Origin of the sequence: Sphingomonas aurantiaca, assembly GCF_003050705.1 — a bacterium.
GTDB classification, from domain to species: domain Bacteria; phylum Pseudomonadota; class Alphaproteobacteria; order Sphingomonadales; family Sphingomonadaceae; genus Sphingomonas; species Sphingomonas aurantiaca.
In genome coordinates this window covers 308,652-321,898 of the sequence record NZ_QAOG01000004.1, presented here as the reverse complement: position 1 = coordinate 321,898, position 13,247 = coordinate 308,652, and the positions used below count along the sequence as shown (strand labels likewise).

10 protein-coding genes are annotated in these 13,247 nt (G+C 63.3%); 7 read left to right on the top strand and 3 right to left on the bottom strand.

Annotated features, from left to right (window positions below):
* Positions 1 to 25: 25 nt before the first annotated feature.
* A complete protein-coding gene (carB, locus tag C8J26_RS13170) occupies positions 26 to 3,358 on the bottom strand; it encodes a carbamoyl-phosphate synthase large subunit (RefSeq protein ID WP_107958598.1) in 3,333 nt (1,110 codons plus the stop codon).
* 382 nt (positions 3,359 to 3,740) lie between these two features.
* Positions 3,741 to 5,021: a glutamine-hydrolyzing carbamoyl-phosphate synthase small subunit gene (gene carA, locus C8J26_RS13160; RefSeq protein WP_107958594.1), complete on the bottom strand. Its 1,281-nt coding sequence runs from the start codon at positions 5,019 to 5,021 to the stop codon at positions 3,741 to 3,743.
* Positions 5,022 to 5,161: 140 nt separating this feature from the next.
* Between carA and C8J26_RS13155 the strand changes: the two genes are divergently transcribed.
* From C8J26_RS13155 to C8J26_RS13135, 7 genes are all read left to right on the top strand, one after another.
* Positions 5,162 to 5,614: a GatB/YqeY domain-containing protein gene (locus tag C8J26_RS13155; RefSeq protein WP_107958592.1), complete on the top strand. Its 453-nt coding sequence runs from the start codon at positions 5,162 to 5,164 to the stop codon at positions 5,612 to 5,614.
* Between the two features lie 62 nt (positions 5,615 to 5,676).
* Positions 5,677 to 6,159: an endonuclease domain-containing protein gene (locus C8J26_RS13150; protein ID WP_107958590.1), complete on the top strand. Its 483-nt coding sequence runs from the start codon at positions 5,677 to 5,679 to the stop codon at positions 6,157 to 6,159.
* A complete protein-coding gene (gene dnaG, locus C8J26_RS13145; RefSeq protein ID WP_107958587.1) occupies positions 6,150 to 8,012 on the top strand; it encodes a DNA primase in 1,863 nt (620 codons plus the stop codon). Before C8J26_RS13150 ends, dnaG begins: the two co-directional genes overlap by 10 nt.
* Positions 8,012 to 10,039, top strand: coding sequence for an RNA polymerase sigma factor RpoD (gene rpoD / locus C8J26_RS13140; protein WP_056411003.1), 2,028 nt, complete (start codon positions 8,012 to 8,014; stop codon positions 10,037 to 10,039). Before dnaG ends, rpoD begins: the two co-directional genes overlap by 1 nt.
* Before the next feature lie 200 nt (positions 10,040 to 10,239).
* Positions 10,240 to 10,614 (top strand): hypothetical protein, encoded by a 375-nt coding sequence (locus C8J26_RS20150; RefSeq protein ID WP_146168840.1) that lies wholly within the window; start codon positions 10,240 to 10,242, stop codon positions 10,612 to 10,614.
* Positions 10,611 to 11,360, top strand: coding sequence for a TIR domain-containing protein (locus C8J26_RS20145; protein WP_146168839.1), 750 nt, complete (start codon positions 10,611 to 10,613; stop codon positions 11,358 to 11,360). Before C8J26_RS20150 ends, C8J26_RS20145 begins: the two co-directional genes overlap by 4 nt.
* A 135-nt stretch (positions 11,361 to 11,495) precedes the next feature.
* Positions 11,496 to 12,038, top strand: a complete 543-nt coding sequence (locus tag C8J26_RS13135) for a pseudouridine synthase (protein WP_107958586.1) — start codon at positions 11,496 to 11,498, stop codon at positions 12,036 to 12,038.
* A gap of 815 nt (positions 12,039 to 12,853) precedes the next feature.
* Here C8J26_RS13135 and rplS read toward each other — a convergent pair.
* Positions 12,854 to 13,246: a 50S ribosomal protein L19 gene (rplS, locus tag C8J26_RS13130; protein WP_031395442.1), complete on the bottom strand. Its 393-nt coding sequence runs from the start codon at positions 13,244 to 13,246 to the stop codon at positions 12,854 to 12,856.
* Position 13,247 lies beyond the last annotated feature (1 nt).

The window sequence follows — 13,247 nt, the reverse complement described above, 5'->3', positions numbered from 1 at the left end:
CCCACACATCACGCTCATGTCGGGATCAGTTGTGCGACTGCGAATAATAGGATTGCAAGGGCCGTACTTCAAGGCTGTGCGTCGAAAGCTTGGCGATCGCCTTGGCCGCCTCGAGCGACGCAGGCGCGGTCGTGAAGTACGGAATACGCTGGCCAAGCGCTGAGGCGCGGATCGGCTGCGAGTCCTTCAGGCTCTGCCACCCTTCCGTCGTGTTGAAGATCAGCGCGATATCGCCGTCCTTGATCCGGTCGACGATATGCGGCCGCCCCTGCGCGACCTTGTTGACCTTCTCCACCGGAAGCCCCGCGCGCGCGAGGTGATCCGCGGTGCCGCCCGTAGCCACGATCGAGAAGCCGGTGTCGACCAGCGCCTTGACCGCCTCGACGATCATGGCCTTGTCGCCGTCCTTCACGCTGACGAAGACGTTACCCTTGGTCGGCAGGATCGTCCCCGCGCCCAACTGTGCCTTGGCAAACGCGATCGTGAAATCGGGATCGATTCCCATAACTTCGCCGGTGGACTTCATTTCGGGTGACAGGACCGGATCGACGCCGGGGAACTTGTTGAAGGGGAACACCGCCTCCTTCACCGCATAATAGTCGATATGCCGGTCGATCTTGGGAAGGTCCTTCAGCTGCTCGCCCGCCATAACGCGCGCGGCGATCTTGGCGATGGGCGCACCGATCGCCTTGGCGACGAACGGCACGGTCCGCGACGCGCGCGGATTGACCTCGATGAGATAGACCAGCCCGTCCTTTACCGCGAACTGGATGTTCATCAGGCCGACGACCGACAGCGCATGCGCAAGCGCCACCGTCTGCCGCTCGATCTCGGCGATGATCTCCGCCGACAGCGAGTAAGGCGGGATCGAGCAGGCGCTGTCGCCCGAATGGACGCCCGCTTCCTCGATATGCTGCAACACGCCCGCGACGACGACGTCGGTCCCGTCGCAGATCGCGTCGACATCGACCTCGATCGCATCGCGCAGATACTGGTCGATCAGCACCGGCGAGTCGCCCGACACCTGCACCGCGGTCGCGATATAATGCTCGAGCTGCCCGAGCGTGTCGACGATCTCCATCGCACGCCCGCCCAGGACATAGCTCGGCCGCATCAACACCGGATAACCGATCCGCTCCGCCGCAGCGACCGCCTCGTCGCGGCTGCGCGCAAGCCCATTGGCAGGCTGGCGCAGCCCGAGCTTGGTGATCAGCGCCGCGAACCGCTCGCGGTCCTCCGCCAGATCGATCGCATCCGGCGTCGTCCCCAGGATCGGGATCCCGGCGGCTTCGAGCGCACGCGCGAGGTTCAGCGGGGTCTGCCCGCCAAACTGCACGATCACGCCGACCAGCTCGCCCTTCGACGCCTCGACATGCAGGATCTCCAGCACGTCCTCGGCGGTCAGCGGCTCGAAATATAGCCGGTCGCTGGTATCGTAATCGGTCGACACGGTCTCCGGGTTGCAGTTGACCATGATCGTCTCATAGCCCGCGTCGGCGAGCGCGAAGCACGCATGGCAGCAGCAATAATCGAACTCGATCCCCTGCCCGATCCGGTTCGGCCCACCGCCCAGGATGACGATCTTCTTCCGATCGGTAGGCTCGGACTCGTTCTCGGGCTCGCCAAAGCTCGGCGCCTCATAGGTCGAGTACATATACGGCGTCTTCGCATCGAACTCCGCCGCGCACGTGTCGATCCGCTTGAACACCGGCCGCACGCCCAGCTTCACGCGGTGCGCGCGCACTTCCTCCTCGGTCACGCCGCCGGTCATAGCCTTGACGACCTCGTGGATCAGCCCGGAGCTGCGCGCGATCCCGCGGTTCATGCCGCGCAGATTGACCGATTGCAGCGCCAGCCATGCGAGCCGCTTGTCGCTGAAGCCCATGCTCTTCAGACGGCGCATGCCCGTCGCGTCGATCGGCAGCCCGTCCTTCATCACCTCGGCCTCGGCCGCGATGATCTCGGCGATCCGCTCGAGGAACCACGGATCGTATTTGGCGATCGCGTGCACCTCGGCGACGGTGAAGCCCTCACGCAACGCCTGCGCCGCGACCAGCAGCCGGTCGGGCGTCGCGAGCGCCAGCGCCGCCTCGATCTCCGCGCGCGGCGCGCCGACCAGATGATCGACCTGGTTGAAGCCGCTCAGCCCCGTCTCGAGCCCGCGCAACGCCTTCTGCATCGATTCATGGATGTTGCGACCGATCGCCATCACCTCGCCGACCGACTTCATCGCGGTGCCCAGCGTGCTCGACGCGCCCTTGAACTTCTCGAACGCGAACCGCGGAATCTTGGTGACGACGTAATCGATCGTCGGCTCGAAGCTCGCCGGCGTCGCGCCGGTAATATCGTTCTCGATCTCGTCGAGCGTGTAGCCGACCGCGAGCTTGGCCGCGACCTTGGCGATCGGGAAGCCCGTCGCCTTCGACGCGAGCGCGGACGAGCGCGACACGCGCGGGTTCATCTCGATGACGATCAGCCGGCCGTCCTTCGGATTCACTGCGAACTGTACGTTCGAACCGCCTGTTTCGACACCGATCTCGCGCAACACCGCGATCGATGCGTTGCGCATGATCTGGTATTCCTTGTCGGTCAGCGTCAGCGCCGGCGCGACCGTGATCGAGTCGCCGGTATGGACGCCCATCGGATCGACATTCTCGATCGAGCAGATGATGATCGCGTTGTCGTTGCGATCGCGCACCACCTCCATCTCATACTCTTTCCAGCCGAGCAGCGATTCCTCGATCAGCACCTCGGTGGTCGGCGACAAATCGAGCCCGTTGCGGACGATCGCGATGAACTCCTCGCGGTTATACGCGATCCCGCCGCCAGAGCCGCCCATCGTGAAGCTCGGCCGGATGATCGAGGGAAGCCCCGTCTTCTCAAGGCCTTCGAGTGCTTCCTCGACAGTATGTGCGATCACCGAGCGCGCGCTTTCCAGGCCGATCCGGTCCATCGCGTCGCGGAACTTCAGCCGATCCTCCGCCATGTCGATCGCATCGGCATCCGCACCGATCATCGTCACGCCGAACTTCTCGAGCGTACCGTCATGGAACAGCGCGAGCGCGGTGTTCAGCGCGGTCTGGCCACCCATCGTCGGCAGGATCGCGTCAGGACGCTCCTTCTCGATGATCTTGGCGACGATCGCGGGCGTGATCGGCTCGACATAGGTCGCGTCGGCCAGCTCGGGATCGGTCATGATCGTGGCGGGGTTCGAATTGACGAGGACGATGCGATAGCCCTCCTCCTTCAACGCCTTGATCGCCTGCGTGCCCGAATAATCGAACTCGCACGCCTGGCCGATGACGATGGGTCCTGCGCCGATGACGAGGATCGAGGAGATGTCGGTGCGTTTTGGCATTAGTTTACGACCTGCGAATTGGAATTGGAGAAGCTTACGCGAAGATCCATCTCTCGGGCCTTGCCCATCAGACAATCTAACTGATCGGCGCTCAAGCCTTTGATGTTAGTGCGGAACGTCTGCTCGCCGTCCGAAGTTAGGCCCTCATGCTGGAACCGGCCGACGTGGCAGTCGCCAAAGATGCTTCCCGGGTATGCAGTATCCAACCGTTCGAGCGCCTTTGCCAACTCGCCTGGACTTTCGTCCTTTGGCGGCGGGGGTGGTCCAGACGAATCGAACACGATGAACGTGGGCTGCGGTTCAGAACGTAGGATAGAAAAAATTGCGCTCGGCAGCGCCACCAACGAAGCGCCGACAAGACACCAGACAAGGCGGGTTCGATTCAACCCGTCCGCTCCAAAGACCCCACGAACTTCTCGAACAGATACAGGCTGTCCTGCGGCCCCGGGCTCGCCTCCGGGTGATACTGCACCGAGAACGCCGGCTTGTCGGTGAGCTCCAGCCCCGCATTCGACCCGTCGAACAGCGACACATGAGTCTCGCGGACGTTGGCCGGCAGGCTGTCGCGCTCGACCGCGAAGCCGTGGTTCATGCTGGTGATCTCGACTGCACCGTCGGAGAGCCGCTTGACCGGATGGTTGGCGCCGCGGTGGCCCTGGAACATCTTGGTCGTGGTCGCGCCGACCGCGAGGCCGAGCAGCTGGTGGCCGAGACAGATGCCGAACAGCGGCTTGCCCGTCTCGAGCAGCTCGCGGATCACCGGCACCGCATAGTCGCCGGTCGCGGCGGGATCGCCGGGGCCGTTCGACAGGAAGATGCCGTCGGGGGCGAGCGCCATCACCTGCTCGAAGCTCGCGGTGGCGGGCACGACGGACACCTTCGCGCCGGCCGCGACGAGGTTGCGGAAGATGTTGCGCTTAGACCCATAATCGATCGCGACGACATGGGGTCTCTCGACTTCGCTCGAGACGAACGGCTGGGGGGACGTATCCGATTGGGAAGAGAGGCCATCATCCCCCTCCCCGTTCGTCTCGAGCGAAGTCGAGAGACCGCTCTCCCCATACCCAAACCCAAGCCGCCACGTGCCGCCGGGCCCCTTGTCGCCCCAGCCATAATGCATCTCGGTCGACACATCCTTGGCGAGGTCCATGCCCTCCAGCCCCGGCCAGCCCTGCGCCATCGCCAGCAGCGCGGCCACGTCGAACTCGCCGTTCGCCGAATGCGCGATCACCCCATTGGGCGCCCCCGCAACGCGGATCCGGCGGGTCAGCGCGCGCGTGTCGATCCCCGACAGGCCGATCCGCGCATGCCGCTTCATCCAGCCATCGAGCCCCTCGACCGCGCGGAAGCTCGACGGCTCGGTCACGTCCTCGCGGACGATGATGCCGAGCGCGTGCGGATCGTCCGCCTCGATATCGTCGGGGTTCGCGCCGACATTGCCAATGTGCGGAAACGTGAAGCAGATCATCTGGCCCGCGAAGGACGGATCGGTCAGCACCTCCTGATAGCCGGTCATCGCGGTGTGGAAGCACACTTCGCCGACCGCCTGGCCCTCCGCGCCGAACCCGCGACCCCAGATCACGTCGCCATTGGCGAGGACCAGGACGCCGGTGGCGCCGGCAGGCTTTGCCGAAGACATGGGTGTAGGCTGGGCGTCGGCCATCAGGCTGGGCACTCTCTTTACGTTGACGATGTCGCTAAGTGGTGTCCGCTAAGGCCGGCGTGCCGCAGCGTCAATCTGTTAAACGGGCGGCGGACGCGCTATCCCGTCGGGCTATCCCGAACCGCCTGAAAGACCAGTACATGATTCGCGACGACATCAAGGCTGCGCAGCTGACCGCCATGAAGGCCGGCGACAAGCAGAGCCGCAACGCTATCTCGTTGATCCAGGCCGCGATCAAGAACCGCGACATCGAAGCGCGCACCGGCAAGGCCCCCGAGAGCGACGACGCGCTGGTGGTCGAGGTGCTCCAGAAGATGGTCAAGCAGCGCCGCGAGTCGATCGAGATGTTTTCGAACGGCGGCCGCCAGGAACTCGCCGACGCGGAGAGCGCCGAGGTCGCCGTGATCGAACGCTTCCTCCCTGCGCAGCTGAGCGAGGCGGAGACGACGGCCGCGATCCTCAAGATCAAGGACGAGCTCAGCGCGACCGGCATGAAGGACATGGGCCGCGTGATGGCCGAACTGAAGGCCCGCCACGCGAGCGAGCTCGACATGAGCAAGGCGAGCGGGCTGGTAAAGGCGGCGCTAAACTAACTACTCCCCTCCCGCCTGCGGGAGGGGTCGGGGGAGGGCAGCGCCACAAAGGAGACGGAGCATTGGAACAACGCACCCGCATCCGAGCCCTCCGCGCCACCCCCACCCGCGCCGAAAGCGCGCTATGGCAACACCTCGCCGCGCGCCGGACGTGCGGCATAAGGTTCAACCGCCAAGTCCCGATCGGCCCGTTCATCTGTGATTTCGTCTCGCGAGCCACCGGGCTCGTGATCGAGGTCGATGGCGGGCAGCATGACTGGCAATCCGACGACGATGCGCGAAGGACGGGCTTCATCGAAAACCAAGGCTACCGAGTGATCCGGTTCTGGAACAACGACGTGCTGGAGCGGCTGGAAGGCGTGGTGGCCGAGATTGCGCGCGTCCTTGCGGAACGCCCCTCCCCTAACCCCTCCCGCAAGCGGGAGGGGGACACCGTTGCGTCCGGGGAGAACCCTGCACTTCTCCTCCCCTCCCGCTCGCGGGAGGGGTCGGGGGAGGGCGTGGCCGCACACCTCCCCCAGGAAAAAGCCACCCCATGGCCCTGACCCCGCAATTCCTCGACGAACTCCGCGGCCGCACGTCGCTGTCGGCGCTGGTCGGCAAGACCACCAAGCTCACCAAGGCCGGGCGTGAGCACAAGGGCTGCTGCCCGTTCCACAACGAGAAGACGCCGTCGTTCTACGTTAACGACGACAAGGGCTTTTACCACTGCTTCGGCTGCTCCGCCCACGGCGACGCAATCAAGTGGATGACCGACCAGCGCGGCCTCCCCTTCATGGATGCGGTCAAGGAGCTCGCCCAGGCCGCCGGGATGGACATGCCCGCGATGGACCGCCAGTCCGCCGCCAAGGCCGAACGCGCCAAGGGCCTGCACGAGGTCATGGCCGACGCCGCCGACTGGTTCACCGAGCAACTCAACGGCCTGCCCGGCTCGGACGCCCGCGCGCTGCTCGACCGCCGCGGCATCACCCCCGACACCGCCCGCGCGTTCGGCATGGGGTTCGCCCCCGACAGCCGCGGGAAACTCAAGACTGCGCTGAAAACGTACGGCGACCCGATGCTGGTCGAATCCGGCATGCTCATCAACGTCGAGGGCAAGGACCCGTACGACCGCTTCCGCGGCCGGCTGATGATCCCGATCCGCGATCCGCGCGGCCGGACGATCGCGTTCGGCGGCCGCGTGCTCGACGGCGGCGAGCCGAAGTATTTGAACTCCCCGGATACCCCGCTCTTCGACAAGGGCCGCACGCTCTACAACCTCGACAAGGCCGCCCCCGCCTCGCGCAAGGCCGGCCGCGTCCTCGTGGTCGAGGGATACATGGACGTCATCGCACTAGCCCAGGCCGGGTTCGGCGAGGCAGTCGCCCCGCTCGGCACCGCGCTCACCGAAGCGCAGCTCGAGCGGTTGTGGCGGATGGTCGACGTCCCCCTGCTCTGCTTCGACGGCGACGGCGCAGGCCAGAAGGCCGCGCTCAGGGCCGCGCACCGCGCGCTCCCGCTGCTCGCCCCCGGCCGCAGCCTCGCCTTCGTCACGCTCCCGCAAGGCCAGGACCCCGACGATCTCGTCCGCTCGGGCGGCCCCGCCGCGTTCGAGGCGCTGCTCAAGACCCCCGAACCGCTCGTCGAGCGCCTCTGGGCGTCCGAAGTCGCGGCCGAGGCGCTCGACACCCCCGAACAGCGCGCCGGCCTCAAGCGCCGCCTGCACGAGCTCGCAGAGGGCATCGCCGACGCATCGGTGAAACAGGAATACCAGTCCGAGTTCAAGGACCGCTTCTACAAGCATTTCAAACCCGTCCGCGCCCCCTTCGTCCCCCGCGGCGAACGCCCCAAAGGCGGCTGGAAGCCCCCCGCCGCCCCCGTCACCGAGGATGCCAAAGCGTTTCTCGCGACAGGAATCGACCGTGTGCTCGCCAAGGCAGTCCTTGCCGGCCTGATCCGCCATCCCGTTGAGATCGCGCGGCACATGGAGGTGCTCGGCCCCCTGCAACTCATCGACGGCGCGCTCGGCCGGTTGTTCGAAGCGGTCGTGGATGTTGCACTTGAGGACCAGAAGCTTGATAGCGGGCGACTTCTCACCATATTGGCGAGGTCCGGTTTCAATTCAGTCGCGAGTGACCTGTTGAGAGCCGATACGATGCCCTACTCGTTCACGCAGACCACGGCCGATCCAGCCCGCGTCCGCGCCGACCTAGACGAGGCGATCGCGATCATGGTCGCACGCCCGGAAGTCGACGCGGCGCTGAAACAGGCGACCGCGGCGATGCAGACGCACTTCACCGAAGATGCGTTCGAACGACAAGTGGCTATGGTAAGAGAGAAACAGGCGTTGGAAGTCCGACTTGCAAATCTTGTACAGTCGAACGAAGACGCCCGAGCGTTGGGTACCGAGGGCGATTGATGGCTAAGGCGAACATGGCGGAACCCGCCGAGACGAACGAAACCGGCGATGCGCCGCTGATCGACATGAACGATGCGTCGATCAAGAAGGTCATCGCGCGCGCCAAGAAGCGCGGCTACATCACCTACGAGCAGCTCAACGAAGCGCTGCCGCAGGGCGAGATGTCGTCCGACCAGATCGAGGACATCAGCGCCGCGCTGAGCGAAATGGGCATCAACATCGTCGAGAACGACGAAGCCGGCGAAGACGGCGAGACCGAGCCCGCCAAGGACGACGAGGACGAGGCGGAGAGCACCGACGCGGATGCCGATACCGGCCCCGCGATCGAGAAGAAGAAGGAGACCGTCGATCGCACCGACGATCCGGTCCGCATGTACCTGCGCGAAATGGGCGCGGTCGAGCTGCTCAGCCGCGAGGGCGAGATCGCCATCGCCAAGCGGATCGAGGCGGGTCGCGACACCATGATCCTCGGCCTCTGCGAATCGCCGATCACCTTCAACGCGATCATCGACTGGTCGACCGCGCTCAACGAGGGCACGATGCAGCTGCGCGAGATCATGGATCTCGACGCGATGCTCTCGAAGGACCCCGCGCCCGAGGCGATGGCCGAGGACGGCGAGGCCGACGACGGCGAGATCAGCGAAAAGAACGCCGGCCCCTCGTTCAAGGAAGAGGCCGAGCCCGAAGAGCCGTCCGCCGACGAGGACGAGGACGGCGAGCGCCGCACGCCCCGCGCCTCGGACGACGAGGAGGAGGACAACACCCTCAGCCTCGCGCAGATGGAAGAGCAGCTCAAGCCGATCGCGCTCGAGCGGTTCGCCAACATCACGGCGCTCTACAAGAAGTTCAGCAAGATCCAGCAGAGCCGCGTCGACGCGATGGGCATCGGCGGCGAGTTCTCCGCCGCCGACGAGCGCAAATACCAGAAGCTGCGCGAGGAACTCACGGCGGAGGTCGAGAGCGTCCAGTTCCACAACGCCAAGATCGAATATCTCGTCGATCAGCTCTATGCCTATAACCGTCGCCTGACCGCGCTGGGCGGCCAGATGCTGCGCCTCGCCGAGCGCCATAAGGTGCCGCGCAAGGACTTCCTCGATCGCTATATCGGTCACGAGATCGACGAGAACTGGCTGGCGACGGTCAACAAGGTCGACAAGAAGTGGACCGCGTTCGTCGCCAACGAGAGCGAGGCGGTCGAGCGCATCCGCGCCGAGATCGCCGACATCACGCAGCAGACCGGCATGGCGCTCACCGAGTTCCGCCGGATCGTCAACATGGTCCAGAAGGGCGAGCGCGAGGCGCGCATCGCCAAGAAGGAGATGGTCGAGGCGAACCTGCGTCTCGTGATCTCGATCGCCAAGAAATACACGAACCGCGGCCTTCAGTTCCTGGATCTCATCCAGGAGGGCAATATCGGCCTGATGAAGGCGGTCGACAAGTTCGAGTATCGCCGCGGCTACAAGTTCAGCACCTATGCGACCTGGTGGATCCGCCAGGCGATCACGCGCTCGATCGCCGACCAGGCCCGCACGATCCGCATCCCGGTCCACATGATCGAGACGATCAACAAGCTGGTCCGCACCAGCCGCCAGTTCCTCCACGAGCAGGGCCGCGAGCCGACCCCGGAGGAGATGGCCGAGCGCCTCTCCATGCCGCTCGAGAAGGTGCGCAAGGTGATGAAGATCGCCAAGGAGCCGATCAGCCTCGAAACGCCGATCGGCGACGAGGAGGATTCGCATCTCGGCGACTTCATCGAGGACAAGAACGCGATCATCCCGGTCGATGCCGCGATCCAGGCGAACCTCAAGGAAACCGTCACGCGCGTTCTGGCGTCGCTGACGCCACGTGAGGAACGCGTGCTCCGCATGCGCTTTGGCATCGGGATGAACACCGATCACACGCTGGAAGAGGTCGGCCAGCAATTCTCGGTGACCCGCGAGCGTATCCGCCAGATCGAGGCGAAGGCGTTGCGCAAGCTCAAGCATCCGTCGCGCAGTCGGAAAATGCGGAGCTTCCTCGACCAGTAAGGGTTGCTAAATTTCTGATCAAAACGGGCCGCGGTGGAAACACCGCGGCCCGTCTTTTACCGCTCCGCTCTCAGAGCGCAGCCCACGTTCGGACCCGCTTGCGAGGCTTGCCCGAAGCCCACTGGCGGCTTGCCGTGGAAGCTTGACGCCTCTACCAATGGGCTATCCGTAGGGGGATCATTTTGCCTATTTGGGATTACATGCTGCCCGGCAGTATCATCATGCTCAAATTTGGGCTGAGGATGACAACTGACCAGGAAACAAACGGCGTTGATACTTTGAAAGCCATAATGGTATTTCCAGTTGATATTGCATTCTTGTCGCTGTCATACGGCTCAGCCATACTTTATTCTGGACAGATGCACTCGACAGCTCCAACTCCCGTGAAAGCAGTATTGTCCGCTGCCTTTATTGCGGTAGCGCTTTTGATACCTGTGATTGTTGTTGCAAGAAAGTCTGAACGCGCCTTGATTCTTTCTAAGACAAAGACGGCGGCAGGACTTTCGACGTTAGGATATTTGCTTGCACTTACCATTACCACAGCGTCCATTTCAATGGGGAGTGTATTTTGGTGAGCGATCTAACGCAAAGATTATTCGATACAGTCGCAAGCTCAGCGTTAATCACTCTTCCGATTGTGGCAACAATCTTTGTAATTACCCGAAGACTTATGAACCAGGTAATGCATGGTCGGGAAGTCAGTCGTTACGACAACATCAAACATGAAGCCGTGCTTTCTGAAATGCGAGCGTCTTATGAGCACAGGCTTGCTGATCTAACCCGGGAGATGGTGGCGACCCGGGCAAGATGGGAAGAGGCCAATCACCTCATTATTTCAGGCCAACGCAATCAACCTGCAACAAGCTCTACAAATGCTGTTGACGTTGATAGTTTTTTAAAATCGTATGGGCTCAGCTCCGACAAGGCTAAAGTTATTGAAGACAAAATATTTGTCTTAACTCCATTTTCGGATGATGAGAAAGAGACTTATCAAGTTATCAAGTCAGTTTGCTCTGAAGCTGGATTTATTGTCACACGCGGCGATGAACATCGCGCTGAAGGCGACATTTTGCCTCAAATCGTCGGGGGCATAATTTCGTCGGAGATTGTGATAGCTAACATTTCATCACGCAACGCAAATGTGTTTTTTGAACTTGGCATCGCAATGGCCTTGGGAAAACCAACACTACTTATATCTGATACCCTTTCCGATGTTCCATTTGATATACAAAACAGACGCATAATTGTTTTTAAAGGGTTTTCTGATTTGCAAAGAAAGTTAACCTCCGCATTACTTCAAACTGTTCGAGGTGCCAGGTAAGAATTTTCCATAATGAGACATTTTCGCCGATGATAATAAGAGAATATTGTAAAAGTAATGATATTCTCGCATATCTGTCTTGAATTTTACTGCTGAAAACGGCAAATCATCCTGGTAATTGTCTGAAAATCCGCCATGCCCCGCCTGATCCTCTTCAACAAACCCTACGACGTCCTCAGCCAGTTCACCGACGCGGGCTCGCCGACGCCGCGCGCGACGCTGTCGCAGTTCGTCGACGTGCCGGGCGTCTATCCGGCGGGGCGGCTGGATCGGGACAGCGAGGGGCTGTTGCTGCTGACCGACGACGGTCGCCTCCAGGCGCGGATCGCGGATCCGAAGTTCAAGCTGGCCAAAACCTATCTCGTGCAGGTCGAGGGCGAGGCCGGCGAGGCCGCGCTCGACGGCCTGCGCGAAGGCGTCGTGCTGAAGGACGGCCCCACCCGCCCCGCCGACGTCGAACGGATCGCCGCGCCCGATCTCTGGCCGCGCGTCCCGCCGATCCGCGTGCGCGCGAGCATCCCCGATTGCTGGCTGCGCATCACGATCCGCGAAGGCCGCAACCGCCAGGTCCGCCGCATGACCGCGGCGATCGGCCACCCGACGCTGCGGCTCGTCCGCTGGAGCATCGGCGAGTGGACGCTGGCCGATCTGGCGCCCGGAACGTGGCGCGACGCCTGACGGGCGGTCGCGGCGGGCTGACGGCGGCGTGCGAGCCAGTCGAAGCGCGTACACCCCCGGCTACCCGCCTCGAACGGGCAGCGTTGGCGATGGCGGACGTGACGCCGCCCTCCCCACGCCGTCATCCTGACGAAAGTCAGGACCCAGGGTCCCAAACGCTGCACCCTGTGGCTCTGGGCCCTGACTTTCGTCAGGATGACGAGAGAAGGGGGTGTTCACGCGAAGGCGCTAAGGCGCGAAGAATAGTAGCCGGCCTGGCTCCCGCCCCTACTACCTTATCTTCGCGCCTTAGCGCCTTCGCGTGAACCCACTCTAGGCTACGCCGCATCCACAACGAACGATGAGTCCTCCCGAACGTGCTTGTTTCCCCGCGAAGGCGGGGACCCAGACTGGACTCCCGCCTTCGCGGGAGAACAAGGAAGCGACAGGAATTGCGGTAACGAACGCTGACAGGTCCGATCGAGAGAACCGCCCCCCGAAAGGGAGGGCGCACAGACCACCGCCACGCCCCGAAACACGAATCGCTGTCCTACACCGCCCCCCGAGCGCACCGTCCCCGCATGCCGGCCCCCGCCCCCTCGCCCGCGATACCGCACGCACAGAACCGCGCCGCCCCCGCCGCGAAATGCTGCACGTGCGTCTATACTTCCTATACTTCACTCCGGCCGCATCCACGCCGAAACCGAATAAACCGCCGCATTCCAAAGCCATGCGCCCGGCGCCCCGCTCCCGCCCCGCACGCAACGAAAAAGGGCGCGGGGACCATCGCCCCCGCGCCCTTTTCCAACCTCAACCCGGAGAACCGGGCCGCGCGATTACTCGGCGGCGGCAGTGCCCTTGGCGGGGCGCATGTCGCGACGCTCGGCGATACGCGCTGCCTTGCCGGTGCGGCCACGCAGGTAATACAGCTTGGCGCGACGCACGGCGCCCTTGCGGACGACTTCGATCGAATCGACGTTCGGCGAGTAGAGCGGGAAAACGCGCTCGACGCCCTCACCGAAGCTCATCTTACGCACGGTGAAGTTGCTGCCCATGCCCTTGTTCGAGCGCGCGATGCACACGCCCTCATAGTTCTGAATACGCGTGCGCTCGCCTTCGACGACCTTCACGCCGACCTTCAGCGTATCGCCAGGGCGGAAATCGGGGATCGTCTTGTTGGCCAGGAACTTCGCGATGTTCTCGGCTTCGATCGTCTGCAACAGGTTCATA

What these genes read in the sequence shown, in the direction of transcription:
- carB (WP_107958598.1), bottom strand. Translation starts at nt 3,358, where the DNA reads ATGCCAAAACGCACCGACATCTCCTCGATCCTCGTCATCGGCGCAGGA.
- carA (WP_107958594.1), bottom strand. Translation starts at nt 5,021, where the DNA reads ATGGCCGACGCCCAGCCTACACCCATGTCTTCGGCAAAGCCTGCCGGC.
- C8J26_RS13155 (WP_107958592.1), top strand. Translation starts at nt 5,162, where the DNA reads ATGATTCGCGACGACATCAAGGCTGCGCAGCTGACCGCCATGAAGGCC.
- dnaG (WP_107958587.1), top strand. Translation starts at nt 6,150, where the DNA reads ATGGCCCTGACCCCGCAATTCCTCGACGAACTCCGCGGCCGCACGTCG.
- rpoD (WP_056411003.1), top strand. Translation starts at nt 8,012, where the DNA reads ATGGCTAAGGCGAACATGGCGGAACCCGCCGAGACGAACGAAACCGGC.
- C8J26_RS20150 (WP_146168840.1), top strand. Translation starts at nt 10,240, where the DNA reads ATGCTGCCCGGCAGTATCATCATGCTCAAATTTGGGCTGAGGATGACA.
- C8J26_RS13135 (WP_107958586.1), top strand. Translation starts at nt 11,496, where the DNA reads ATGCCCCGCCTGATCCTCTTCAACAAACCCTACGACGTCCTCAGCCAG.
- rplS (WP_031395442.1), bottom strand. Translation starts at nt 13,246, where the DNA reads ATGAACCTGTTGCAGACGATCGAAGCCGAGAACATCGCGAAGTTCCTG.